We start from the raw sequence: 24,296 nt of genomic DNA, 5'->3' as shown, positions 1-24,296 counted from the left end.
CCCTGTGGGAGCGATTCATTCGCGAAGCGGCACCGAAATTTTTCAATGGTCAAACGCCGCAAGTGCAGCGGGGACTTTCGACGGCACGGTCCTCTCGTCTTTGGGTGAATCAGCACCCGCTGACAAACCACCACCCAACGCCACCACCAACTCGGCATGTGCTGTCAGACGCGCCGCTTGGACCTGCTGTTGAATCTGTTGCTGGCGGAACAGCAAGGTCTGCGCATTGAGCACGCTCAGGTAATCAGTCAGGCCACGGGTGTAAGCGACCTTCGCAATGTCATAGGTCTTTTGCGCTGCGCCCACGGACTCAGCCGCAAACGCTTGCTGCTTGGCCATCGACTCACGGCGAATCAATTGGTCTGAAATTTCTTTCAACGCGGTAACCAACGTCTGGTTGTACTGCGCCACAGCAATGTCATAACCGGCAGAGGCTTCACCCAACTCCGAGCGCAAACGGCCGCCGTCGAAGATCGGTAAGGTAATGGCCGGTCCGACGCTGTAGTTGAATTTGTTACCCGCCAGAAACGACAACATCCCACCTCCGGTTGCGACGAAACCGAGGCTGCCGGCCAAATCGACGTTGGGATAGAAACCAGCGTGCGCAACGTCAATGCCACGCGCTTGAGCCGCAACCCGCCAGCGGCTAGCTACCACGTCGGGACGCTGACCGAGTAAGGCGGCGGGCAGCGACGAAGGCAGTTTCAACGCAGTTTGCAACGACAGTGTCGGGCGCTTCAAACGTGCACCCTCCCCAGGGCCTTTGCCAGCCAGCGCAGCCAGCTGATTACCGCTCAGCGCGATGGCCTCGTCCAGGGAATCGATCTGACGATGGGTTTCAGGCAACGGGGTTTGGGCCTCACTGATTTCGAAATGAGTACCCAGGCCCCCGTTAAAGCGCCGTTGTGCCAGTTGCAGAATTTGCTCTTGCTGGGCCAGCGTCGCCTCAACGATGTCGCGCTGTGCGTAATTAAGCGACAACTGGATATACGCTCGGATGATGTCGTTTTGTAGCTCAAGCTGAGCCAAACGCGCTTCGGCGGCGCTCATATGAGCCATATCCAACGCTCGCTCTGTGGTATTGCTCTCTTGACCCCAAAGGTCTAGAGAATAGCGAAGGCCCATTGAGGCATTGTTGTCCCAAGTGCTGGTATTGGCCAGTTGACCTGGGCCGTAAAACTGATCGGTTGGCCAATTATGCCTTTTAAGGTTCGAATCGCCACTGACGTGCAGCGATTCGGCCGACTCGGCGACACCTGCCATTGCCTTGGCCTGACGCACTCGTGCGGCGGCCATTGCCAGACTTGGGCTGTCTTTGGCCGCCAGTTCGATCCAGCGATCAAGCTGCTCATCACCATAGGCACGCCACCATTGCGAAGCTGGCCAGTGCGCCTCTTTGGCAGCACTCTGGATCGCCTCATCCGTTGCCAGTTCGTTGGCTGGAATGGAATGCTCCTGAGGGCCAATGCCTCCGGTTCCAATGCAGCCGCCGATTGCCAGCGAAAGAGCCATAACAAATAGGGGTTTGAGCCCTCTGGACATGCGACGCGGCACTGCTGCAAATTCCCGACTTAGGTGTACTGCGGAGGATATGCATCGATTCTAGAGGGCGGTCAAGGCGACGATAAGACCGGTGAAGTGCGATTCTTTGTTACAGAACGGGGGATAATCAGCGGGTTTGGTTCACATCCAACCGTTACTTCATGTCACAATTTGTCAATCTCATCAGAGAACTGCCAATGGATACCCTGCAAAACATGCGTGCTTTCAGCTGTGTGGCGCAAGCGGGCAGTTTTACTGCCGCTGCGGTACAGCTCGATACAACCACCGCAAACGTATCGCGTGCAGTCTCCAACCTTGAAGCGCACCTGCAAACACGTCTGCTGAACCGCACCACGCGGCGTATTGCCCTAACGGAAGCGGGCAAGCGCTACCTGTTGCGTTGCGAACAGATTCTCGGCTATGTCGAAGAAGCCGAGGCAGAAGCCAGCGATGCCCACGCGCGTCCGTCAGGTCAGCTGAAAGTTCATTCGATGACCGGCGTCGGGCAACACTACGTAATTGACGCAATCGCCCGTTATCGCAAGCACCATCCGGACGTAAGCTTCGACTTAACCATGGGCAACCGCGGACCTGATTTGCTTGAAGAAGGCTACGACGTTTCCATCGTACTGGCCACAGAGCTCGCGGATTCGGGTTTTGTTTCCCAGCGCCTGGGCATCACCTACAGCATTGTGTGCGCCTCACCCGCCTACATCAACGCTTTCGGGGCCGCACAAAAACCCCAGGATTTACTCAACCACGCCTGTCTGCGGTTGGTTAGCCCGGTGTTCCCACTGGAAAAATGGGTGTTCGACGGCCCTGAAGGCCAGGAGATGGTCACCATTGTCACCTCGCCGTTTTTGGTCAATTCGGCCGACGCCATGAAAGCGGCAATTTGCAGCGGGATGGGGGTCGGCATTTTGCCGATTTATTCGGCTATTGAGGGGTTGCGCGACGGCACGTTGGTGCGGGTGCTGACTAGCTACCGTTCGCAAGAATTAAATCTGTACGCAATCTATCCGTCGCGCCAGTACCTGGATGCAAAAATCAGGACATGGGTCGAATACCTGCGCGGGTCGCTGCCGGAGATTCTGGCCGCCCATGAAGCTGATTTGAAAACCCATGATTTACTCAACATCGTCTGACATTTCCATTTAACCGTTCGAGATTAGCGCCCGATGAAAAAGACTGTCCTTGCGTTCAGCCGCGTATCCCCCGAAATGGCCGAGCGCCTGCAGCAAGATTTCAACGTGATCGTACCCGACCCGAAATTGGGCGATATGAATGAACAATTCGACGCCGCGCTGCCCCATGCCCACGGCATGATTGGCGCCGGGCGCAAGCTGGGCCGCGAGCAGTTGCAGAGCGCCAGCAACCTGGAGGTGGTGTCGAGCATCTCGGTGGGTTACGACAACTACGAGCTGGGCTACTTCAATGAGCGCGGCATCATGCTGACCAACACCCCGGACGTGCTGACTGAAAGCACCGCTGACTTGGCCTTCGCGCTGTTGATGAGCAGCGCTCGCCGCGTCGCTGAACTGGATGCCTGGACCAAGGCCGGCCACTGGAAACGCTCGATCGAAGCCGGGCATTTCGGCACCGACGTGCACGGCAAAACCTTGGGCATCGTTGGCATGGGCAACATCGGAGCGTCTATTGCCCGACGTGGCCACTTCGGTTTCAACATGCCGATTCTGTACAGCGGCAACAGCCATAAGCCAGAGCTGGAACAGCAGATGGGTGCGCAGTTTCGCAGCCTTGATCAACTGCTCGGCGAATCGGATTTCGTCTGCCTCGTCGTACCGTTGAGCGAAAAAACCAAACACCTTATTGGCACACGCGAACTGGCGCTGATGAAGCCAAGCGCGATCCTGATCAACATCTCCCGCGGCCCGGTGGTTGATGAACCGGCGCTGATCGAAGCGCTGAAAAACGCCACGATTCGCGGTGCGGGGCTGGACGTGTATGAAAAAGAACCACTGGCAGAATCACCGCTGTTCCAACTGAGCAACGCTGTAACCCTGCCGCACATTGGCTCGGCCACCCACGAGACGCGCCAGGCCATGGCTGACCGTGCGTATCAGAATCTGCGCAGCGCATTGCTCGGTGAGAAACCGCAGGACCTGGTGAACCCGCAGGTGTGGAACGGCTGATTTCTCCCTAGACCGTGCCCGTTGAAGGGAGAGATCAATGCGCATGGCGTGGCGCGAATCCTGTAGGACCGAATTCATTCGGGAAGACAACACCTCGGTTTCGCCGCTAAACCGCGTTGCTTGCTTCGCCAACACGTTGGCGACTACAGACATAACCCCTCTGTAGATACCAACTTGTTGGCGAGGCGGTCTATGCCAGCGTTCCCGTCACCACCGTCACCGGTTTTGGCTTACGAAACACCAACACATTCCCTAACATCACCAATACCAGCCCCATCAACGCGGGCAATGTCCATTGGTAACCTTCGGCAAAAGCCGAAATATTCAATGCCACTACCGGGAACAGCACCGTGCAATACGCTGCACGCTCCGGCCCCATACGCCCGACCAACGTCAGGTAGGCGGTAAAACCAATCACGGAACCCGCAATCACCAAATACACCAACGACCCGATGTAACGGGTGCTCCATTCAAAACTGAAGGGTGTGCCGCTCACTACGCAATACACCGCCAACATTGTCGCCCCGTAGAGCATCCCCCATGCATTGGTGGTTAGCGGTCTCAACCCTGCTTTCTGTTGCAAGCTGGACAGCATATTCCCCGCTGAGAAACACAGCGTACCCAGCAGCGCCAAGCCCAAGCCGATCAAGGTTTCATGGCTGGCGGTATGCCCGGACAATTCAGGCCAAAACATGCACGCCAGACCGATCAACCCCAAGCCACCACCAGCCAATACGTTACGCGCGACTTTCTGGCGGAAAAAGAGTCGAGCGTTCAGCGCATTCCAAAGCGTCGAGGTGGAAAACACGACGGCGATCAAGCCGCTGGGAATCCATTGGCTGGCGGTGTAAAAACACATGAAGTTCACGCAGAACAGGCAGAGGCCCTGCGCCAGACAAAGCAGTTGGCCGCGCCGATTGACCTTCTGCAGCCGACCGCTGAGCAGTAGGATCACGAACAGCACCAAGGCCGCGAAGCCAAAGCGATAGACGATCGACACCGGAATCGCCACATCGCCCAACTGCCATTTGAGGGCAATCCAGGTGGTGCCCCAGATCAGTACGGTGAGCAGGTACAAAGAGAGGTTCATCGGTGGGCTCCTTAATTGAGCTCCAGTCTGAGGTTTCGTCTCAGGGCCGACTTGCACAAACTTGCGCTTTTGATCGTTTGGCGACTGGCAACACGTAAGCGACTTGATAGGATGCGAAGTTAGAGGAATTCGTTATGCCGCCACTGGAAACCATCCAGGTCTTTCAAGCCCTGAACAGCTCGCCCAATGCTCGCCTCGAACAAAGCGCGGGCCTGGGTGACGGGATGGTCGCAGCCCTGTGGAACAACCATCACGATGCGCAGGAATACCAAGCACCCAGCCACCACACCCTGTCGTGTTACATCGCCGGCGGCACCGGTACCTACCGTCGCGACCGTCCAAATGAGAAAGGCAGTCCAGGAAAGCTCTGTATTTTGCCGGCGGGGCATGAGTCGGCCTGGGTCATCAATGGCGAAATTCGCCTCGCGCATGTGTACATCAGCCCTGAACAATTCGCCCTGGGCTGCGTCACCCTGCTCGACCGTGAGCCCCGGGAACTGCAATTGCGCGAAAGCACGTTTATCGACGATGCCGAACAAGCTCAACGTTTTCGCCGCATAATCCAACTGGATTGGAGTGAACCCGGTGAACGCCTGCTAACCAGCAGCCTCGCCCACGAAATGCTCAGCCACGCCCTGCTCAACCAAGTCGGCCAACGCCACGGCCTCCGCCTCAAAGGCGGCCTCGCCCCGCATCTACGGCGACACTTAGTGGACTACATCGAACATCGTCTGGCAGACCCAATAAGCCTGGGCGAACTTGCAGCGCTCTGTGCATTGTCCGAATACCACTTTGCCCGGATGTTTCGCGAAAGTTTTGGCTTACCGCCGCATCAGTATTTGTTGGCGCGCCGCATGAACTACGCACAGCAACTCCTGCGCACAAGCCAACAACCGTCGGGAAGTATTGCAATGGCCTGTGGATTTGCCAGTGCGAGTCATTTCAATAACCGGTTTAGACAGGCGATGGGGGCGACGCCGGGGGAGTATCGGTTGGCGTTTTTGTAGGCTGTTTTACTGTTTCTTGAGCGTTATGGTCTGCAGAACATTTAGCGCCATCTCCTTGGCACCCCTCACACTGATCAAATACGTAGAATCATTCGCGAAAAGCAAAATTCGGTGCTCTGGATCGGTTGGTGTAGCTTCTTGAAAAATGGCTTCAACACCATAGCCCACGGCGAAATTCGTCAGTCGGGCACGGCAGTCGAGCTGCATGTCAGAACGCATATCTCTAACCAGTGCCTGATCTGTTTCATTCAGACTTTCCAAACTATAAAGCCCATATAGATAACGATCTAAATCAGCGCTTGAGAGTTTTTTCGTCGTGAATTGAGACAGAGCACCTGCAACACTGTCATTGGTTATAAGTTGATAACTTACGTACTTTTTTTCGGGGTAAGCGGCCAATATTCCGTCGAACGCAACTAGCGCAGTGGGTGCTTCAGGCAGGTTGAATTGGTAAGGACCAATGATTACCGCCAACCCGTCACTCTGCGCAAATGGCAGAGCACCGAAAGATAATTTTTTCTGTTCGCAGTTGTCTGCCCAAACAGAGAACGAGGCAGAACAGGCAAGCAGCGGGATCAGATATTTGTTCATACCTATTTCCGTCAATGGAATGCAGAGAATTTGCTTTGAAAATCCAACACTGCCAATCAGGGGATTCCGCCTGAGATGTAGGAAACGTCCCGATCTCTGCCTTGACCTACGGCTCCAATCACATCGGCCGGCACGCCGTCCAGTCAAAATCCCTGCCACCTTCGCCTTTTCCGCCACAAAATATATTTGCTATCAAGGGGTTGAATTGTTTCCTCATCGGGGCCAACACTGAGGGTGAGAGGCGAGTGGTTATTCCTCGAACCCGAGGCAGGCTGATCGTTCTCATGTGAGTAAGCCTTAAGTAAGGAAAAAACTATGCAAATCCAGGTCAATAGCGATAACCATATTGAAAACAGCATCCGACTGGAGGAGTGGGTCCGTACCACCGTTGAAAGCACGCTCGAACGCTACGAAGAAGATCTAACGCGCGTTGAGGTTCATATCCGCGACGAGAATGGCGAAAAGCCTGGCCCGCATGATATTCGCTGCCAGATGGAAGCCCGGCCAAAAGGTCATCAACCGATTTCGGTTACCCACAAAGCCGACACACTGGATCAGGCAGTGGAAGGCGCGGCAGAGAAACTCAATCACGCCCTTGAACACTTGTTCGGCAAACTGCGCGACAAACGCGCGCCGGTAACAGACGCGGAGATAGACGCGGATTCTGAAAATCCGGATGCCATGCTTCAGGAAGAGTTTTTGGAAAAAGAAGAGGACGCCCTGCACGGTTAGTCCGCAGCGCGCAATTGACGACCATCACCATGGAAACAATCTGAAAAGGACGGCGCTGTGAAAACAGCGCTGTCTTTTTTTATGGCGCATGCCGAGGCGCCATCATCGCCATTAGTCTTACGTCGCGAACTTAAACCACCGACAGCCGGTCAATTTAAATAGACTTCTCGACCAGGCGCAGGCTATGGACAACCCTTTTCAACTGATCACTGATGTTTTTCAGCCTGATTACCGAGTCAATCTGAGCATTCAGGGGCTCGATGGCGGCATCATGCTGACCTTATCCAACGAGACGGGCATCGTCGCCAAGCGCTGGATCAGTGCCGAGCAACGCAATGAGCCCAAGCGACTGCGCAGGCTCATCCAAAGCGTGCAATTTGGCATCGCCATCGAACAAGGCCACAGCGCCGTGGCCATTCTGGCGGCAATGACCGACAGCGATCAATTGGATAAACCCGCTCCTCGTAAGAATTGGTTAAGTAACCAGCCGCAACTATCGGCCGGTTTCTAACGCGAATTACAATTCGCCTTTCTCCTCGGTCAGCGCGCCCTTGGCTTTGCTGTCCGGGTCAGGAACCTTACCCGACGGGAATTGCGACGACGCGTAGCGCACCACCAAAATCGCGAATGCCAGTAGCAAAATCGCACCAGAAAGATAAACCACGCCGAGGTCCGGTGGGTTGTGGTGCGATACGTCCGAGATCAGTAAGCGGGTCAACGCGGTGATGGCGACGTAAATCAGAAACCGCACCGGCATGTGGTTGGTTTTGAAATAAATCCCGACCATGGCGCCCAACTCCAGATAGATGAACAGCAACAGAATGTCATCGACCGTGATGTGACCCTTCTCCAGCATGTCCATAAACGCCATCACCGCCGCCCAGGCCGTTACCGCGCCAATAGCGAACAGCGCCAGGTAATGGAACGTCTCGACGCACAAGTTCCCCAGTGACTCGGCCAGCCCGTGAACGTGTTGACGCAGAGACTCAGCCCAGTTGATTTTCACAATGTACTTCCTTGAATAATTCGAGCGGATGATGCCGTGCCGAGGTGACGATTTACTGTCGCGTCGTCTTTTGTAATAGGTTTTATTTGCAGGACAGGTGCCAAGGTCTTGGATTGAGAGCGTGGTGGATTGTCGCAAGTAACACCGCAATGCTGCGAAATGAGGAATCTAAGCAAAAATGCCACTATCCAAAACGGATCGGGTGGCTTATGCTTTTACCTGTATAAAAATACAGTAGTCGTTAAAGACTGATTATCGTGAAGGCATGTGAGGTGCTGAATGGCCGTCGAAGTGGTATACCGCAGCAGCCGAGATTTGGAGCGTTTGTTCATGGATAAAGCCGAAGCTGATCGTCATGACAAAATGCTCGAACTGGCAGAATTGCTTGCCGAAGTGTTGCAACGAGCGGTGCCGTCGTTAACGGAAGCTCAGGTGGAAGAAGCCGGGATTTACATGGCGAAAAATCGTGATGTCTTCGCTAAAGCGTTCAAGAGTCAGCCGGACGCCTTGTCCGAATTGCTGAGTGCACCGCTGGAAGAATAAGCGCCACTACACACTCTGTAGGGCCAACGTGTTGGCGAGGCGGTTAGTTAGGAACGGCGCTTCTGCCGCTTCGCCAACACGTTGGCTCCTACACGGATCTGTGCGAAGGCGTCGGCAAATTCAGCCACTGAACGTCAGTACCCTTTATTTAACAGGCGTTCCGCCAGGTCGTTAGCGACATGCGCCGGGGAGCGTTTTTCGGCCTGGGCGTGAGCAAATACTTCGGTCAATCGAGTACCGATTTGTGACAAGTGCGCAGTAATAGTATTCAGCGTTTCCCCCTGATGTTGCAGCGCCACGTAGATCAGGCCTCCGGAGTTGATCACGTAGTCAGGCGCATACAGAATGCCTCGTCCTTCCAGCTGATCGCCGACCTGCAAATCAGTCAGTTGATTATTCGCCGCGCCGGCCACGGCGGCACAGCGCAGTTGCGAAACGCTTTTGCTCGTCAGGATGGCACCCAACCCGCAAGGTGAAAAAATATCGCATGGGGTGCTAAGCAAAGAGTCGCAGGCAATCGGGTGAGCACCAAACTGCTCCATGGCCAATCGCACCTTGCCGTTGTCCAAATCACTGACCAACAGGTCGGCGCCCGCTGCATGCAGCTGCTCGGCCAAGGCATAACCGACATGCCCAAGCCCTTGGACAGCAACGCGTAATCCTTCAAGATTGTCGCTGCCTAGCCTCGCCACGGCAGTGGCACGAATACCAGCGAATACGCCCATGGCGGCGTGCAACGAGGGGTCGCCCGCTTCCGTGGTGCTGGTGACATGTTGGGTTTGTCGTGCGATGCAGTCCATGTCAGCGCTGGAGGTGCCGCTGTCGACCGCCGTGATGTAGCGTCCTTCCAGGGTTTCGATAAACCGCCCGAAGGACTCGAACAACGCCGCGCGATTGGGAACGTGCGCCGGGCGCATGATCACCGCCTTGCCTCCTCCATAAGGTAGCCCGGCAAGTACCGCTTTGTAGCTCATGATGTGCGCGAGGCGAATGGCATCCTGAATGGCGCTCTGTTCGTCGGAGTAATCAAGGTAGCGGCAACCGCCCAAGGCGGGACCGTTCTGGCTATTGTGGATTGCGATCAATGCTTTGAGGCCAGTCTCAGGATCGACGATAAAGTGCAGCGTCTCCACATGTGAGCTTTGCATGAGAGCGAACATTGGCGGTGCTCCCGAGTTTTTTCTAAGGCGAGTATAGGCGCTGGAACAAAAAACGCCGAACCACTCAGGAACCTATGAAAAACACTCGCAACCTAGGCGACCAACCGCAACGCGCTGACTAATAAGGCACTGGACGAAATCGGTGACTGGGGCTAAAACAGAAGCTCTAGAGTCCCGACAATTAGTGCGTATCAAAGCCACGGTATCTGATCAACGGAGAGGTTGATGACCCCACGTCAAGCCTGCCTTGCCAGCCTGCAATGTCCGCCGTCTTCTGTTATGGAAGCCGTTTTGTGGGTGTCCGCTGAACACGATCCGCAGTTCTCCCCAGTGCAAGGATTCCAAATTGTCGAAGATCTAGAACGTCAAATCAGCGCTGCTTTGCCAATGCTGCCGGCCATTGAGCTGGCTCAGCCACTGCTGCGCTGCCTGAATACATTGGGGTTTCAACAGGACGACAAAAGTCAACCTAGACCTCAATCGGCGTTAGTGCACAACATTTTGCAGCGTCGACGCGGGCAGCCGTTAGGCTTGGCGATCATTGCCTTGGAAGTGGCCAAGCGACTAGAAATCCCATTGGAAGGGGTTAATTTTCCAGGGCACTTTCTGTTGCGGGTGCCAGGAGCAGACCACCTCTTGGATCCCTGCGGGGGGCGGCGGCTTTACCCAAAAGATTGCCGTGAATTGCTGGTACGCCAATTTGGTCCAGACATGCAACTTAAATCGGACCACATGACGCGCGCGACAGACATAGCAATGGTGCAACGCTTGTCGCGTAACCTTCGGCATTTGCATCAAATTAATGATGATTTTTTGGCTTCGCTCAAGGATGCGGACCGGGTGTTGCAGTTGGGCCAAGCGACCACCGGTGATCACTTGGCACGGGCCAGTTTGTATCAATCTCTTGAATGTCCGCAGGCCGAGCGTTTCGACCTGGAACATGCACTGCTGTTGAGTGAGGACCCTATTCAACGGCTGAGATTGACCGAACGATTGAGTCATTTACCGCCAAGCCGCGCGGTTCATTAAGATCTAACGTCAGGTGGCTGACAGGACGTTGTATTTCCCATGGGGCGTCAATTTACTGCTGGTCCAAACCTGCAGCAATAGGTTGCTCGTGCATTTGACAACTGTGTAACTCAAACTTACCAGCAGGGTCCGTGCTGTCGAAGTCCCTAAAAGTAAAAACCCCGTCAATCAGGCAATCATTTAGGTGCAGTGAATTAATAGTGTTATTACTAACCCCTTCGAGCGTAGCGGACGCACCCAAACTGACCATCACACGCGTCAACCAGAGGCCAGGGTTAAGCGGCCGTAAACATGTCAACTAACGCATCACGATACATTTCTACCTGTTTGCAACTGGCAAACAGCTCCCGGCGGCGAGCGTAGTGGATGTGCCTAGAGTCTTGGAGCTCCCGACTGACTATTTGACAGTAATCAGTCCCAAAGACCGAGCGTAATAATTAATGGAGGGTACAGCGGGCCGGTGATACATATTAAAGCTCAAAGTAATCACCACTTGCTACCGACAGCTAATGCGAGAAAAAAGTAGCAATCAAGGAATAACGTTTGCATGTGCATGTCCGCTGCGCTCGATTCACGCCATCAATCCTAGCGCCTTGGCTCTGGCCACTGCCTGGGTTCGACGCTCTACCCCTAGTTTGGCGTGAATACGCCTAGCGTGAGTTTTTACCGTATGCAAAGAGATAAACAGCTGGTCGGCAATTTGCAGATTTGAACTGCCTTGAGCGATTAGCATGAGTACTTCCAGCTCGCGATGACTAAGTGGATTTTCAGAGGCTGCAATCAAACGCTCTTCTACCCCCAGTTCCCGCAACATCGCAGGTTGCCGCAGTCTTAACTCGCGCAACGGTTGCTGAAGGTTTAAACGGTCAACCAGGGTTAAACCGTCAGTCAAATACCCATTGGCTGTGCGCATATCTCCCAGCAGGAAGGCCACTTCAGCCATCGCTAGATACAGCTCGGTTTCAAGGCTATGCATGCCCTGTTGATTGGCAAAGCGCTGCAGCACTTGCAGCCGTTGCATGGGCTGCTCAGCCTGATGTAAGTAAACTTCTGCTAATACCAACAAGTATTCGATATGCGGGACTAACTCCAGCGTTGCAGGCGGTGCATGCTTGGCTGGCGCGCAACTTAAATGATGTAACACACGGGTCAATGCCACTCGAACGAGTTCGGGCCGACGTTGTTGTAGCCAAAAATGGCTGCTGACCTGTAACAAAACACCGCGCCAAAAATATTCCGGAATATGGTTTTGTTGCATCACCCGCTCGGCGTCTCGTAACCAGACGAACGCCTGTGCATAGTTACTCTGATTAGCGTCAAGGATGGCTAGCCCTAAAAAACCGAACAGCGCAAGCTTATCTTTACTGCGCAGGCATTGGTTCAGCCCACTTCGCAACAATGCACGCGCTTGCTGATCAAGCCCCTGGCGCAAAGCCAGACGCCCCCGACGTAACGCTATCCTACCCAATAGCGGACCTGCGACCGCGTGGTGAGCCAGCAATAGATCGTGCATTTTTTCCAGCGTATCTTCGCTGCGTTGTAACACCCCCCGCTGTTCCAGCAACTGGGCATGATCCAGTTCCAGCAAGGCTTCAAACAGCAACGATCCCTCGGCGCGCGCCAAGCATAGCGCCGCACGATTGTGTACCAGCGCCTCGTCGAACTGGCCGTTAAGCAGGGCTTGTTGGGTCATGCCCGATAGGCAGAGAACACGGCATGACCACGCATCGGGTGCGAGATAAGCGCATGCCTCTTCAAAATGGCCAACTGCACGCGGGGCATCACCGCACAGGTGGTGCAACCAACCTTGCTGCGCCTGCCATGCAGCAATAAAGTCACGTTGTTGCATGGCTGACGGTTGTGGCAGAAAACGCCCTAAATGCTCTAGGCATATCGCTGCCTGATCGAAACGACCGGTGTAGATCAGGGCTGAACCGGTCAGTCTTATGAGGTGGGGAGTGCCGCGCATTAAATCGGGAAAGCGCTCGTACAAGCTCAGTAGAAGCGAAATATTTTGGCCCAGCAGCAAGTAAGAAAAGTCATAATGCTGCAGCAGGCTGATCGCGACTTCATACTGCTCTGCCTGAACCGCGTGCTCTACCGCTGACTGCCAATCGCCCTGAGCACTGAACCACTGACAAGCACGCCGATGCCATGAGCGGCGCTCCGGCCAGTCCTCGTCACGCATGCAGTGGGCCAGCGGTGGGAACACCTGCAACCACTCGCTATTGTGTTCCCAAGGTTCAATAAAGCCACCGATGTCCTGCAACGCTTTAAGCCACTTTCCGCCCTCACCTGCACCGAACACATGTTCACACAACCCCGGATTGAACCGCGGTAAGTGCGCCAGTACCCGCCAGGCTTCAGTTAGTTCGGAGTTAATTCCTGAAAATAACTCATGATTGAGGTATTCAAACAGTGTCCGAGAACAGCGCTGCCGGCGCTGCTGCCGCGTGAAGCCTTCAGCCGTAATCCATTCCTCTGGATTGAGCAGAGCTACCTTTACGCCCACGCACCAGCCAGCGCTTTCGGAAAGAATTGAAGTACCTGCGTCGATTGGCCAAACGATGCTTTCGTTGACTAAAAGCTGCTCGATTTCAGCGAGATTGAAGGCTAATGTGGGGCCATCAATCTCGTACAACTCACCGCTGAGTAGCAACCTTGGCCAGTTGCATAGGGGTCGTCGCCGCCCGGTTATCCACCAAGTAATAGCCGGACTGCTGACCGCCAACAACCGATCAAGGCAGTGATCCATATCAGGTGATGGCAATCGGCAATAATCATCCAGCACAATCCAGCATGGCTTTTGCCAATGCGCCAAATGATGCACAAAACTGTTTTCGTCGCGATCTTCGATACCAAGTGCACTGGCTAGCAGTGCACAAAAGCCCGCAGGACTTTGCTCGTTTCCTGCTAACGGCAACCAACTGACGCTGCAGTCGGAAGGGGCTTGGCGGATGCACTCACCCAGTACTGCGCTTTTGCCACTGCCAGCGGGCGCGCACAATAGTTTCACTCGCGCACTAGACATGAGTAACGGCACGGTCAAGCGTGGACGTACCAAGTGCTGAGGCGACAGGCGCGGCCAATAGTCCGCATGACCCAGATGAACGGTAAAGGCAGTCATGGGAGCCCCTATTATTATTCTGACTTCTCACGCCCACACTAAGCGGTTCGGTAGTTCTGGATGTAGGAATATTCGGCGCAGTGATTATTTACCATAAAAAAACCACCTACATCGCTGTAAGTGGTTTATTTTTTGCTAAAAATGCTTGGTTACAGGCTTAGCGGATACCTGCGTTGCGTAACGCGTTAGGTGTGAAGTCGGACGCATGGAACTTCTGATCAAACTGGTAGCCGTGCTTCTCTTCGTTTTTCATCCCAAGGGCGATATATCGACCGGCGTTCAGGTCATAAAGAGCCTCAAGCGTGTAAGCGGCCGCTTGACGTGCGTAGTGATACTCCGCGTGACCTTCTGCGACACGCCACAATGCCCCGCGACCGTCGTAATGATCGACCAACGCTACCTGCCAGCTGTCCTCGTCAATGTACATGTGACGCTTGGCATAAATATGGCGCTGGCCGGATTTCAAGGTGCCAACGATTTCCCATACTCGGTGCAACTCATATCGAGTCAGATCTTGGTTGATATGCCCAGCTTTGATCACATCACTGTATTTGAGGGTCGGCTGATCGAGTTTGTAGCTGTTGTAAGGAATGTACATTTCTTTCTTGCCAATCAGCTGCCAATCGTAACGATCAGGTGCACCGGAGAACATGTCGAAGTTGTCAGAGGTACGCAGGCCGTCAGCAGCGGTGCCCGGCCCGTCATAAGCCACCTGCGGTGCACGGCGAACACGGCGCTGACCGGCGTTGTAGATCCAGGCCTGACGGGGCTCTTTAACTTGATCAAGGGTTTCGTGCACTAGCAATACGTTACCTGCCAAGCGCGCAGGCTTGGTTACTTCTTGTTTGAAGTAAGTCAGGATGTTGGCACTGGCCTGTTTGTCGAGATCCGGAATATCCTCAGGCGCCCCGATATCCTCCTCAAAGGTGACTGAATCGAATGCGCCATTGGTTTGCGGCGTTGCCTGAGTGATGGTGAGGTGTACGTTACCGCCGTGATAACGGGTGATGTGGTTCCACAACACTTCGTTGGCGGTTTTCGGAATCGGAAACGCGTAATAGCGGCTTTCAGCAAAGTTTGCCAAACCATTACCATCGTTAATCGTCGTCACCGTGGTGGCGCTTTTCTTAGCCAAATCGTAGATCTTTTGCGGTAAGGCAAACGTGCGGTGCGTCGTATAAACCGGAATCCGATACGAATCGGGATAGCGCTGGAACATCGCCTGCTGACCGTCAGACAATTTGTCTTTGTATTGGGCTACGTTGGCGGCAGTGATAATGAACAGCGGCTTTTCATTAGCAAAGGGATCGGACAGAAAACCATTGGCGTCCACTGTGCCAGCGTTGACCGGCAGGCCACCGGTATAGGCTGGAATGGTGCCGGCAGCGTTGCCGGCCATTTCTGCACCAACTGGGGTTAAGCTTTTGCCCAGCTTGGCGGCTTCTTCCGCCGAAACTGCGGCCATTACACTGGTGGCCATCAGGCTGAGTGCCAGGACGCCACATTGAAGAATGATCTTGCGCATAGTCATGCCCTTTTCAAACTGATCAGAAGTTCACGCCGACGCTCAACGAGGCGAAGTCACGGTCGATCAAGGTGTTGTAGTTACCACCGAAGAAATCGGTGTAGCTGAGGCTGGCGGTATAGGTGTTGCGGTAATCGGCATCAACCCCAAGGCTGACCGCTTTCGCGCCTTTGTTAAACAGACCGTTCGGACCGTAACCATTTACGTCGTGTGACCAAGACACGCTGGGCTTAAGATTGACGCCCGCAAACACGTTGGCGTAATCAAGTATTGCCCGCGCACGATAACCCCACGCCGTCGCAGTCACAAAGCCTTTGGTGTCGCCGTTGAAACCGTAAGCGCCGTACACCGAATCACGGCCATAGCGAAGAGTGTCGTGGGACTCCAGTCCACCAACGTGCACCACAGCGGCTTCACCGACTACAGTTAAACGTTCAGCGCCCAATACTTGATCGAAAAAGTGCGTCAGGGTCGATTGAACCTGTGTGATTTCTTTACGTCTGTAGCCTTGGTTGTCTGCACCTGGCGAGGTCGCGATAGGCGATGCAGCGCCACGAACGAGTGGGTTTACCAGCGCCAGGGTCAAGTCAGTGGTATTGAGTTGGACCGGAGCATTAGGCCGATAACTGATCTCGCCGTTCCAAGCCGTGCCTTCCGGCAAGGTGGTGGCAAAACTGGCGCCGAACAAACGCACGTTTTCCGGGTACTCAAGGTAGTACTGACCATTACCAAGCGCAGTACTCTGCGCTAAACCAGCGGCAGCAGCGGCGCTGCCTGTAGCCCGGCCCGCGGCAGCGGCAATGCCGGGGATCGATTGAAACGTCTGCAGGCTAGCGGTCTGGGTACTGAGGACTGGAACGCGGCTGTGCAGGTTTTCAAAGTACAGACCGTATTCGGTATCGTCTCCTAACCAACGCAAAGCACCACCGAATTGTCCATTGTTACTCGGATCGCGCTTGCTGCCCCGAGGTACAACAACGCCTTCTGGCGTTACCTGGAAGCCATGGCCGAAAGCAGCGGCGATTGGCTGCAATGGCGCAATGGCGGGGCTGCCGACCGTGTAGTTGTTGTTACAGCCTTCTGCTACAACATCATTCCCGAAGAAGGTGCCGCAGTTATCTACGACCGTCTCCTCCCAGCGCACTTGATAAAAGCCTTCTGCACTAAGCTTGTCGGTTATCCCCTGGGAAGCGAACAGCATCGGGACCGGAATCAGGCCCTCTTTAAGCTCGGCACCAGGACGGCGGAATGCAGAAACGTCGATGGGGTTGATCGAATTGATCGAGTTACCGATGAAGGTACTTTCACCCCAACTAACTACTTGATTACCCGCCCGCACGGTGCCCGGCAAATCGGCAATGGTGTAGTTGTGGTAAACGAACGCATCTAACAGTTGGTAGCCGGAGGACTTGGCCGCCTCTTTACGCCCATTGTTGCTGACTTGTTTGAAATCCTGGTTATTGTCTTCGAGCGCGAAGTCGTACCAATACTTGCCGCGGATGAACACGCCGCTGTCACCCCATTTCAGCTGCAGGTCGTGCACACCTTTAAAGATCTCAGAGAACGCATCGCCCTTCTGGAAATTCAGGCGATTGTCATCGCCGGTAGACGCCTGACCTTTGCCGCCATTCACCGTCCCAACCAGACCCTGGTTGGCATTACGTAGCGCAAAACTTGCGCCTAATGAAAGCGACGAATCGAATTGCCCTTCGACTTCGCCAATGTTGAATGAAACGGCCTGCGCCTGTGCTGTACAGCCCAGTGCGACGGCAATCGCCAGCGCCTTTGGCTTGAAGATGGCGCGCATTATTGTTGTTGTCATGCGTCTTCCCCGGTTGATTGCAGAGGAAGATACCCTACCCAGCGCCATCAGGAGCGATAAGCGCACAAAGGAGGTATTTGTGTTGTACCTCGAAAGAGTGAATCCCCCATCTGGCCCGGCTTCGCGAAGCATCATCGACGCGGTGGATGATCGATGATGACGGGGATGGATTGAACTAATGTGCATCGTAGAGGCGAGACTGGAATCGCAAGAGCGCAATCCTGAAAAAATGGCGGTTGTTGCCTGTGGTGCAATAGTCATTGTCGCAAACCGCTCTGTTTCATCGGACGTTTTTTCCTTATTCTTGCTGGGCTTTCACAACGACTGATCAGCATTATTGAATACCGCAATTATGCCTTAACTTTCCAAATGAATATTGCATCGCGCAGACTATCGATGATCGATCGCCTACGCGCTAGTTGCACCTCTGGTTGACCGACGTTGATTTTAGAGCTCCTGGATCTGCGTCTTATTTGCCGCTGTTAATACAGCGGCTTTTTTTTACCTGCAATTTATCATCCGCTCGCCAACACGATCCTGATTACTCACTTGAATTAAAAAAATCTCTCTCAACACTACAAGAGGACTCCTACAGATAACTTTCCGAACGGCCATACTCGGAATTTTCTTACGTTATTCTCGGGAGCAGGACTACAAACAAGTGTGCTTAAACTGTTAGTGTCAAGTCGGTGTTCTACAAGCGTTGAGCCCAAATGGGACAAAGCGTATGACTTGACACTTTAATACATAACAGGAGCTACATCATGAATAAGAAACTAGGTGCATGGGTGCTGGCGTTTGGATTGGTGCAAATGAGTGGTCAGGTGGTGGCTGCGCCAATGCAAAGCTGGCTAACGCCGCTGAACAAAATGTGTTTCATCAACAACGGAACGGTTTATCCAGGGGTTGCGGCGCCGGGGGAACTCAAGGTTGTTTACGGGCCGTATACCGCGAAATGCGCCACGACTTATCACAAATTTCGGCTTGGGCTGACATTTGTGGATGTGCAAAAGCTGATTGGAGGTGTTTGGACGAATGTCGAGAGCGGTGCATTTAATCCCGCGAAACAGTATGGTTCCGGAACGTTTAGAATTGTGCTAAACAACCAAGGTAAACAAACATCTGCCCCCTATAAAGGCGGCACATTCTCCGTTCCTCTTTAACACACAACTGAGAACATAATACTTGGGCCGCTACCGTTATGCAGCGGCCCAAGTTAACCGCTTTGGGAGGCCTACCGATCAATGTAGGTGAAGTCAGATGCATTTCCAAAGTTACTGGTTCAGAAAACGTCTATTTTGATATTAAGCATGCGTATCGATCAGCGCTTTATTCTTAGTCATCTGCGCGCGCTCTTGTATCGCAAGTACAACTAGAAGAGCAGCGCTAAGGCTTCTCTGCACATTTTTCAGACTCGTGTTCCCAGCAGATATTTCCGTTTTGTAATATTCCAAGCTACTATTAAAAGACGTGAATACGTTTTTTTTCTTGCCTTTATTTATTTCATTACCCTGACTATTAAACTCAACATCAAGCCCCCCCAGCCAGCTAGCGGTAGCTGTATCAATTACCCCAAGGTCACAAAGTTCCCACGCAATAGCACGCATTTCAACATTACTGGTATTTTCCGGATCAAAATTGGACAAGTCATACTCAAAGCCGGCCAACCTTTCCTCATTAGAAATGGATTTATCCGCCCAATACTGTCCGACTTTTTGCTGAATATCTTTTTCTGCGACGGGATAATCTGTTTCAACCCTGAAAGCTCTATCGGGAGACGCTGTATAGCTTTCCAACCGTAATTTTACAACATCATAATTATCCATCATAAAAAAATCTCCACACTCGACGTCATTGTTCCCGTCTTATCGGAGGTCTTTTGGATAAACTTTAACGAAAACCACCTCTACACAATAGATTCAGAACAGCCCTACACGCTTGCAAATAACATTCCTACAAAAACAGCTAAGCCGATCAATTGATCGGCTTAGCTAACAACACAACACGCACTAACAAATCAAACGGAATACTTTTGCAAATTCGCCATCATCTCTTTTAATGCGTCGGTCGTGTCTTTGGGATGTGATGCGCCATCGAAGTCGCCGATTTTTTCCCAGCTGGCCGCGACGTCTTCCGGGCTGAAACCCGCGCGCGGGTCAAATCCAGCACCTACGCTGCGCTCCCAGCGGGTTTTGCCGATCCAGCCGCCACCTACTTCAAACAGGCCGGAGGTTTCTACACACTGTTCGCTGCCGAGGAATACAACTAATGGGCTGATCAGCTCTGGCTTGAGCATGTCGAATACGGCGGCCGGGATAAGCCCTTCGGTCATGCGAGTACCGCCCGTTGGAGCGATGGCGTTAACCAGAATGTTATTCTTGCGCCCTTCTAACGCCAAGGTTCGGGTCAAGCCATACAGGCCCAGTTTGGCCATGCCGTAGTTGGACTGGCCGAAGTTACCGTAGATGCCGGAGGTTGAGGCGGTAAAGATTACACGCCCATAGTTTTGCTCGCGCATGTGCGGCCAGGCAGCGTGGGTTACTTTATAGGCGCCCTCAACGTGGACGCGATACACCAAGTCCCAATCAGCGTCGTCCATCTTCGCAAAGGTTTTGTCGCGCAGGATGCCTGCGTTATTGACGACTACATCGATACGGCCGAACGCGTCCAGGGCGTTTTGGACGATTTTGTCGCCGTCAGTCACGGAATCGTGGTTGGCGATGGCCGTGCCGCCCGCTTCGCGAATCTCAGCTACCACCCGGTCCGCCGCCGACGCATTCGCGCCTTCGCCATGCGCCGAGCCGCCAAGGTCGTTGACCACTACGCGAGCGCCATGTTTAGCAAATAGCAGGGCATGGGCACGCCCTAAACCGCCGCCCGCGCCCGTGACGATGACAACTTTATCTTCAAAACGCACAGGCTCACTCATGAACAACTCCAGCGGAAGGTAGGCAATGGCATCAGTGTCAATCACCCGACGCCGAGTCACAATCAACACGGTTCGTGCTGAATAGTGACTAATAAGGCCAGCAGATGTGCGCGCGTCTATCTGCCCTAAAGCGTTTATTGCCAGACAAATAACCCCGCACGGTAGGATTTAAGCTCTGTTCAACGCTATTCCTTGTAACTCGGGTCAAGCTTGTCGACCTTGCGTAGCAGCGCTGGCCACGCCAATACACCACCCATGCCTTGTGCGCTTTTAGTGACTCCAGCCATCATCGCTCTTGCACCGGCCAGAATCTGTCCATGAATGGGAATCAGCTCGGCACCGCTGTTCTGCGCCAACACCTGAATGTCACAGGCACGCTGGAACGTAAACATCATCAAGAAGGCGTCAGCGATGCTACCGGCACAGGTCAATAACCCGTGGTTATTGAGCATCAAGAAGTTGTTCTCACCAAGGTCAGCTTGCAAGCGTGTTTTTTCCTCGTGATTGAGTGCAACACCTTCGTAAGGGTGATAAGCCAAGCTGGAGAGGATGAAGATTGATTGCTGGCTGATAGGCAGAATTCCCTGCTTCTGCGCAGACACCGCAACCCCGGAGGCAGTGTGCGTATGAATCACACACGCCACGTCGTGCCGGACCTCGTGGATAGCACTGTGGATGGTGTAACCGGCAGGGTTGATCTCGTAAGGACTGTCCATCAACTTGTTACCGGCCTGATCGATTTTAACCAGACTCGATGCCGTGATCTCGTGAAACATCAGACCGTAAGGGTTGATCAGGAAGTCTTCGGTGCCCGGAACCTTGGCGGAAATGTGGGTGAAGATAAGATCATCCCAACCGTGCATCGCAACCAGCCGATAGCACGCGGCCAGATCAACCCTGGCTTGCCACTCAGTGGCGCTGACTTGATCCTGAACATTTCGGGCGGGCAAAACTTGAGCGACATTCACGGCGTTCACCTCGGCACTTTTATTATGTTGGCGTTATGGATGGTATGCCGAACAGTCTAGTTCAGAGCCAAGGATCCCCGTAGTTGCATTCGCAGCCAGCTTACTGGCCGAGCGAGTCATCTTAAAGCAAAGCGGACAATAACCGAGCAGCGAACACGTTGAGGAAACCAGCCAGGGCGCGCACAAATCAAAAGCCGCGCACACATGGTTGTCCTTGTTGCGTGAACAACCCAATCAAGCGCCGAGCTGAACAATGAAAGTCGCCAGCCATGGCTCAGCATCCGCTTCAGGGTTCACTGTTTCACTCGCGTCGAGGCGCAGCATGGGTTGTATTTCTCGAATCCCCAGCTCGGCAAATAGCTCGCGTACCTGCTCGCCGCCGCCGCAGAACGTATCGCCGTAGCTGGCGTCGCCCAAGGCAATCACGCCGCCTGGCAAACCACGCCAAGCCGCGGGCAAAACGTCGCGAATGTGCGAATACAGTGCAAGAAAGTTGTCCGGTAACTCGCCAAGGCCGGTGGTCGAGGTCACCACCAAAAAGCTTTCAGGCGCATAAGCTTGCAATTCGGCAAACGTAGCGCGAGGGTTGTGCCAGACTTGGTGACCGGCATCGCGAAGGATGCTCTGCGCATGCCGAGCAACCTCTTCAGCTGAGCCATAGACCGACCCAGAAAGGATAACGACTTTCATAAACTGACCCTGTAGCACAGTAAAAAGGACGGCATTATGCCTCAATCAGGCACGATGTTTTAGAATGCGGACCTAGCAACCATGTCGGAAGTTTTCAATGATTAATGCAAAGCTGCTGCAACTGGTAATCAATGCGTCGAACGACGGGATCGTGGTCGCTGAGCAAGAAGGCGATGACAATATTCTTATTTATGTCAATAAAGCCTTTGAAGACCTGACCGGTTATCAGGGAGAAGACATTCTGTATCGCGACTGCCGTTTTTTGCAGGCCGGCGACAGAGATCAGCCTAGCCTGGAATTGATTCGAAAGGCCATCGTCGAGGGTTCGCCCTGCCGAACAGTGCTGCGTAATTACCGCAAAGACGGCAGCTATTTTTGGAACGAGTTATCGATTACGCCCGTATTTAATGCTGCCGATCAACTGACCTACTTCATAGGTATCCAGAAAGACGTGACTGAGCAGGTCGAGGCACAACAAAGGGTTGTCGAGTTAGAAGCCGATCTGGCCTCAGCACGAGCAGAAATTATGTCGCTAAAAAACGACAAGCGGTCCTAACTAACGCCGAAACTAACGGTTTTTAATCCATTAACCGCAGATCCGAGCTTTACCATGCAGCGCGATACCTTGCTGACCCAGGACGAGTTGGACTTCATTCAAAACATGCAGCACAGCCAAAAACTTAACGAGCGCGATCAGTCGCGCAGCCTGCTGGTCAACGGCGGTGCGCAGATTCAAGAATTGCTGACGCGGCTGGCCGCTCACGAGCAAGTGACACTCCAAGCGCAGTTCGACAACCAGCAAATGACATTCCCGCTGCATTTGGTGGAAGATGAATTTCACGCCATGCATCTGCAGTTGGGCGCACCTAGCATTTATGAAGAAAACGGCTCCATGACCCGCCCTTGGCGCTTGAACTTGGACGAACCGTTGCCGCTGAAAACCGATAAAGGTTCGCTTTCTGCAATGTGGGTTCACGAGATATCTTTCAAAGGTGTCTTGGTGGAAAATCGCAAAGCGACCAAACCCCCAAAGTATTTTTCGTTGTGGTTTACTCCAGCTGGGCATGCCCGTATCGCCCTGCGGGGCACATTCGAACGACTCACTGCGCAGGGCTTGGCCGCTTACCGCTTGAGCCAGCGAAACAAGCAAGCCACCGAATTGCTGCGCCAGTACATTCTGCAACAGCATCAATTGGCTCATCCTGCTCCATTTGAGTAGCTACAGCTTTTGCTTAGAGCGGGTAGCCCAGCCGACCGGCTACGAATCCAGATGCCCCTTCAGAAACTGCTGTAACCGTCGTTGCATCACACGCCCATCACTTCCAAGACATGCAATGGGCGAACCCGCAAGGATATCCTGCGCCAGATCAGAAGCTTCGCCTGCCAACAAAACCGGGCAGTCGAGCATCAACGCAAGGCGCTGCAAACGCCGAGGCAGATCGGCAGTCGGGGGGCGATTGGAATACAGCACTAACACCTGCGGCTGAGCTTTTCCGCACACAAGGCTCAACTCCTCCAGCGGTTGACCCAAGGCCAATACGCTAACCGAGGTATCGGTGGTTCCTAACATCAGACCTGCCACCCACAACTCCAGCTCACGGCATTCTCCGGGTAGGGCCGCTACCAATACGGCAGTTTCTCCAGAACTGCGGGACATCTGCAAACGTTGCAGGGTTCGTCCCCGCAGAAAACTATCGAGGAACAGCCATTCACTGGCTTGACCAAACTGATCCTGATGCAACAAGAACTCTTGCCACAGGGGCATGAAAATATCTTGGAACACCACGATCATCGGATATGTCGAAAATATTTGACCGTATAACAGCTCCAGACTTCGCTCATCAAAAGCACGGGTCGCACGGCGCACTTGGGCTTGCCATTCACTCCATTCCTTTAGCGACCCGTCTTCCCGGCCAGCACCGGGCGCACCTCTAACGACGCTGGCTCTGGCGAGAATCTTACCGACTTTACTGACCGATACACCGCGCTCAATCCAGCCAAGAATGCTGCGAACTTCTTCAATATCGGCTTGAGAATACAGACGATGCCCGCTGTCGGTGCGGGTTGGCTGAATAAGTCCATACCGCCGTTCCCATGCACGCAACGTGACCGGATTGATTCCAGTCATGCGTGACACTTCGCGGATAGGAAATAATTCTTCTTGTTTCAGGTCGTCTAGCTGCAGGCCACCATCTATAGCGGGGCCGTTAACAGAATCAGTCATGGCAGGCATCGATTGAATACAGTGGAGCATTGTACTCACAACACCGCCGCCCACAAACTGTCCCGCTGCCACCGCGGAAATAGGCAAGGGTGATATAGCGGGCAATTTTCCGGTTCGTGTGGTGTTCAACTGTGTACTTGGCTCATTGTTGCGTGAAT

At 53.7% G+C, this 24,296-nt stretch carries 23 protein-coding genes; 10 read left to right on the top strand and 13 right to left on the bottom strand.

The window, feature by feature from the left end; all coding sequences use genetic code 11:
- Window positions 1-42: 42 nt before the first annotated feature.
- Window positions 43-1,554 (bottom strand): efflux transporter outer membrane subunit, encoded by a 1,512-nt coding sequence (locus tag QN378_RS13250; RefSeq protein ID WP_323548923.1) that lies wholly within the window; start codon window positions 1,552-1,554, stop codon window positions 43-45.
- A 185-nt stretch (window positions 1,555-1,739) separates the two neighbouring features.
- Between QN378_RS13250 and QN378_RS13245 the strand changes: the two genes are divergently transcribed.
- Both QN378_RS13245 and QN378_RS13240 read left to right on the top strand, forming a co-directional pair.
- The gene (locus QN378_RS13245; protein ID WP_322201236.1) at window positions 1,740-2,687 is read left to right on the top strand and encodes a LysR family transcriptional regulator; all 948 of its coding nucleotides are present in this window, start codon (window positions 1,740-1,742) and stop codon (window positions 2,685-2,687) included.
- A gap of 33 nt (window positions 2,688-2,720) precedes the next feature.
- Complete coding sequence (locus QN378_RS13240) at window positions 2,721-3,695, top strand: D-glycerate dehydrogenase (RefSeq protein ID WP_323548922.1); 975 nt, start codon at window positions 2,721-2,723, stop codon at window positions 3,693-3,695.
- A gap of 190 nt (window positions 3,696-3,885) precedes the next feature.
- Here the strand turns inward: QN378_RS13240 and QN378_RS13235 are convergent, their stop codons facing one another.
- Window positions 3,886-4,785, bottom strand: coding sequence for a DMT family transporter (locus tag QN378_RS13235; protein ID WP_322201232.1), 900 nt, complete (start codon window positions 4,783-4,785; stop codon window positions 3,886-3,888).
- 134 nt (window positions 4,786-4,919) lie between these two features.
- On the opposite strand from QN378_RS13235, the gene QN378_RS13230 reads away from it, so the two are divergent.
- Window positions 4,920-5,792, top strand: coding sequence for an AraC family transcriptional regulator (locus tag QN378_RS13230; protein ID WP_323551066.1), 873 nt, complete (start codon window positions 4,920-4,922; stop codon window positions 5,790-5,792).
- A gap of 6 nt (window positions 5,793-5,798) precedes the next feature.
- Here QN378_RS13230 and QN378_RS13225 read toward each other — a convergent pair whose 3' ends face one another.
- Window positions 5,799-6,383, bottom strand: a complete 585-nt coding sequence (locus QN378_RS13225; RefSeq protein ID WP_323551065.1) for a hypothetical protein — start codon at window positions 6,381-6,383, stop codon at window positions 5,799-5,801.
- A gap of 315 nt (window positions 6,384-6,698) precedes the next feature.
- Here QN378_RS13225 and QN378_RS13220 point away from each other — a divergent pair, with 315 nt between their 5' ends.
- Together QN378_RS13220 and QN378_RS13215 are read left to right on the top strand one after the other, a co-directional pair.
- A complete protein-coding gene (locus QN378_RS13220; RefSeq protein ID WP_322167807.1) occupies window positions 6,699-7,115 on the top strand; it encodes an HPF/RaiA family ribosome-associated protein in 417 nt (138 codons plus the stop codon).
- A 184-nt stretch (window positions 7,116-7,299) separates the two neighbouring features.
- Entirely contained in the window at window positions 7,300-7,626 is a 327-nt protein-coding gene (locus tag QN378_RS13215) for a DUF3509 domain-containing protein (protein ID WP_322167806.1), read from the top strand.
- Between the two features lie 6 nt (window positions 7,627-7,632).
- Here QN378_RS13215 and QN378_RS13210 read toward each other — a convergent pair whose 3' ends face one another.
- On the bottom strand, window positions 7,633-8,121 hold the full coding sequence (locus tag QN378_RS13210) for a phosphate-starvation-inducible protein PsiE (RefSeq protein ID WP_322201225.1): 489 nt from the start codon (window positions 8,119-8,121) through the stop codon (window positions 7,633-7,635).
- Window positions 8,122-8,400: 279 nt separating this feature from the next.
- On the opposite strand from QN378_RS13210, the gene QN378_RS13205 reads away from it, so the two are divergent.
- Window positions 8,401-8,664, top strand: coding sequence for a YebG family protein (locus QN378_RS13205; protein WP_322167804.1), 264 nt, complete (start codon window positions 8,401-8,403; stop codon window positions 8,662-8,664).
- A 134-nt stretch (window positions 8,665-8,798) separates the two neighbouring features.
- Here the strand turns inward: QN378_RS13205 and QN378_RS13200 are convergent, their stop codons facing one another.
- Window positions 8,799-9,824 (bottom strand): Leu/Phe/Val dehydrogenase, encoded by a 1,026-nt coding sequence (locus QN378_RS13200; RefSeq protein WP_323551064.1) that lies wholly within the window; start codon window positions 9,822-9,824, stop codon window positions 8,799-8,801.
- Window positions 9,825-10,049: 225 nt separating this feature from the next.
- On the opposite strand from QN378_RS13200, the gene QN378_RS13195 reads away from it, so the two are divergent.
- Complete coding sequence (locus QN378_RS13195) at window positions 10,050-10,853, top strand: SirB1 family protein (RefSeq protein WP_322201221.1); 804 nt, start codon at window positions 10,050-10,052, stop codon at window positions 10,851-10,853.
- 571 nt (window positions 10,854-11,424) lie between these two features.
- Here QN378_RS13195 and QN378_RS13190 read toward each other — a convergent pair.
- The 3 genes from QN378_RS13190 to QN378_RS13180 all read right to left on the bottom strand — a co-directional run bounded on the left by QN378_RS13190 (window position 11,425) and on the right by QN378_RS13180 (window position 17,327).
- Entirely contained in the window at window positions 11,425-13,980 is a 2,556-nt protein-coding gene (locus QN378_RS13190) for a LuxR C-terminal-related transcriptional regulator (RefSeq protein ID WP_322201220.1), read from the bottom strand.
- Window positions 13,981-14,137: 157 nt separating this feature from the next.
- Window positions 14,138-15,505: a DUF1329 domain-containing protein gene (locus QN378_RS13185; protein WP_322206816.1), complete on the bottom strand. Its 1,368-nt coding sequence runs from the start codon at window positions 15,503-15,505 to the stop codon at window positions 14,138-14,140.
- 22 nt (window positions 15,506-15,527) lie between these two features.
- Window positions 15,528-17,327, bottom strand: coding sequence for a DUF1302 domain-containing protein (locus QN378_RS13180; protein ID WP_322201218.1), 1,800 nt, complete (start codon window positions 17,325-17,327; stop codon window positions 15,528-15,530).
- A gap of 764 nt (window positions 17,328-18,091) precedes the next feature.
- Here QN378_RS13180 and QN378_RS13175 point away from each other — a divergent pair.
- Window positions 18,092-18,490 carry a hypothetical protein gene (locus QN378_RS13175; RefSeq protein WP_323551099.1) on the top strand — a complete coding sequence of 133 codons (399 nt, stop codon included), beginning with the start codon at window positions 18,092-18,094 and terminating at the stop codon, window positions 18,488-18,490.
- A 141-nt stretch (window positions 18,491-18,631) separates the two neighbouring features.
- On the opposite strand, the gene QN378_RS13170 is transcribed toward QN378_RS13175, so the two are convergent.
- The 4 genes from QN378_RS13170 to QN378_RS13155 form a co-directional block, all read right to left on the bottom strand.
- Window positions 18,632-19,156: a hypothetical protein gene (locus QN378_RS13170; RefSeq protein ID WP_323551100.1), complete on the bottom strand. Its 525-nt coding sequence runs from the start codon at window positions 19,154-19,156 to the stop codon at window positions 18,632-18,634.
- A 188-nt stretch (window positions 19,157-19,344) separates the two neighbouring features.
- Entirely contained in the window at window positions 19,345-20,256 is a 912-nt protein-coding gene (locus QN378_RS13165; RefSeq protein ID WP_323551101.1) for an SDR family oxidoreductase, read from the bottom strand.
- Between the two features lie 185 nt (window positions 20,257-20,441).
- Complete coding sequence (locus tag QN378_RS13160; protein ID WP_323567468.1) at window positions 20,442-21,224, bottom strand: class II aldolase/adducin family protein; 783 nt, start codon at window positions 21,222-21,224, stop codon at window positions 20,442-20,444.
- Window positions 21,225-21,458: 234 nt separating this feature from the next.
- Window positions 21,459-21,914 (bottom strand): flavodoxin, encoded by a 456-nt coding sequence (locus tag QN378_RS13155; protein WP_322201209.1) that lies wholly within the window; start codon window positions 21,912-21,914, stop codon window positions 21,459-21,461.
- Between the two features lie 97 nt (window positions 21,915-22,011).
- On the opposite strand from QN378_RS13155, the gene QN378_RS13150 reads away from it, so the two are divergent.
- A complete protein-coding gene (locus QN378_RS13150; RefSeq protein ID WP_323549458.1) occupies window positions 22,012-22,470 on the top strand; it encodes a PAS domain S-box protein in 459 nt (152 codons plus the stop codon).
- A gap of 54 nt (window positions 22,471-22,524) precedes the next feature.
- Entirely contained in the window at window positions 22,525-23,133 is a 609-nt protein-coding gene (locus QN378_RS13145; protein ID WP_323549459.1) for a hypothetical protein, read from the top strand.
- A 39-nt stretch (window positions 23,134-23,172) separates the two neighbouring features.
- Here the strand turns inward: QN378_RS13145 and QN378_RS13140 are convergent, their stop codons facing one another.
- A complete protein-coding gene (locus tag QN378_RS13140) occupies window positions 23,173-24,138 on the bottom strand; it encodes a MerR family transcriptional regulator (RefSeq protein WP_323549460.1) in 966 nt (321 codons plus the stop codon).
- Window positions 24,139-24,296 lie beyond the last annotated feature (158 nt).

The organism is Pseudomonas sp. 10S5 (assembly GCF_035019745.1).
Taxonomy (GTDB): Bacteria; Pseudomonadota; Gammaproteobacteria; order Pseudomonadales; family Pseudomonadaceae; genus Aquipseudomonas.
Note: the sequence above shows the minus strand (reverse complement) of the source record. Positions and strands in the feature narration are given on the sequence as shown.

What these genes read in the sequence shown, in the direction of transcription:
- QN378_RS13245 (WP_322201236.1), top strand. Translation starts at nt 1,740, where the DNA reads ATGGATACCCTGCAAAACATGCGTGCTTTCAGCTGTGTGGCGCAAGCG.
- QN378_RS13240 (WP_323548922.1), top strand. Translation starts at nt 2,721, where the DNA reads ATGAAAAAGACTGTCCTTGCGTTCAGCCGCGTATCCCCCGAAATGGCC.
- QN378_RS13235 (WP_322201232.1), bottom strand. Translation starts at nt 4,785, where the DNA reads ATGAACCTCTCTTTGTACCTGCTCACCGTACTGATCTGGGGCACCACC.
- QN378_RS13230 (WP_323551066.1), top strand. Translation starts at nt 4,920, where the DNA reads ATGCCGCCACTGGAAACCATCCAGGTCTTTCAAGCCCTGAACAGCTCG.
- QN378_RS13225 (WP_323551065.1), bottom strand. Translation starts at nt 6,383, where the DNA reads ATGAACAAATATCTGATCCCGCTGCTTGCCTGTTCTGCCTCGTTCTCT.
- QN378_RS13220 (WP_322167807.1), top strand. Translation starts at nt 6,699, where the DNA reads ATGCAAATCCAGGTCAATAGCGATAACCATATTGAAAACAGCATCCGA.
- QN378_RS13215 (WP_322167806.1), top strand. Translation starts at nt 7,300, where the DNA reads ATGGACAACCCTTTTCAACTGATCACTGATGTTTTTCAGCCTGATTAC.
- QN378_RS13205 (WP_322167804.1), top strand. Translation starts at nt 8,401, where the DNA reads ATGGCCGTCGAAGTGGTATACCGCAGCAGCCGAGATTTGGAGCGTTTG.
- QN378_RS13200 (WP_323551064.1), bottom strand. Translation starts at nt 9,824, where the DNA reads ATGTTCGCTCTCATGCAAAGCTCACATGTGGAGACGCTGCACTTTATC.
- QN378_RS13195 (WP_322201221.1), top strand. Translation starts at nt 10,050, where the DNA reads ATGACCCCACGTCAAGCCTGCCTTGCCAGCCTGCAATGTCCGCCGTCT.
- QN378_RS13190 (WP_322201220.1), bottom strand. Translation starts at nt 13,980, where the DNA reads ATGACTGCCTTTACCGTTCATCTGGGTCATGCGGACTATTGGCCGCGC.
- QN378_RS13185 (WP_322206816.1), bottom strand. Translation starts at nt 15,505, where the DNA reads ATGCGCAAGATCATTCTTCAATGTGGCGTCCTGGCACTCAGCCTGATG.
- QN378_RS13180 (WP_322201218.1), bottom strand. Translation starts at nt 17,327, where the DNA reads ATGACAACAACAATAATGCGCGCCATCTTCAAGCCAAAGGCGCTGGCG.
- QN378_RS13175 (WP_323551099.1), top strand. Translation starts at nt 18,092, where the DNA reads ATGAATAAGAAACTAGGTGCATGGGTGCTGGCGTTTGGATTGGTGCAA.
- QN378_RS13170 (WP_323551100.1), bottom strand. Translation starts at nt 19,156, where the DNA reads ATGATGGATAATTATGATGTTGTAAAATTACGGTTGGAAAGCTATACA.
- QN378_RS13165 (WP_323551101.1), bottom strand. Translation starts at nt 20,256, where the DNA reads ATGAGTGAGCCTGTGCGTTTTGAAGATAAAGTTGTCATCGTCACGGGC.
- QN378_RS13155 (WP_322201209.1), bottom strand. Translation starts at nt 21,914, where the DNA reads ATGAAAGTCGTTATCCTTTCTGGGTCGGTCTATGGCTCAGCTGAAGAG.
- QN378_RS13150 (WP_323549458.1), top strand. Translation starts at nt 22,012, where the DNA reads ATGATTAATGCAAAGCTGCTGCAACTGGTAATCAATGCGTCGAACGAC.
- QN378_RS13145 (WP_323549459.1), top strand. Translation starts at nt 22,525, where the DNA reads ATGCAGCGCGATACCTTGCTGACCCAGGACGAGTTGGACTTCATTCAA.
- QN378_RS13140 (WP_323549460.1), bottom strand. Translation starts at nt 24,138, where the DNA reads ATGACTGATTCTGTTAACGGCCCCGCTATAGATGGTGGCCTGCAGCTA.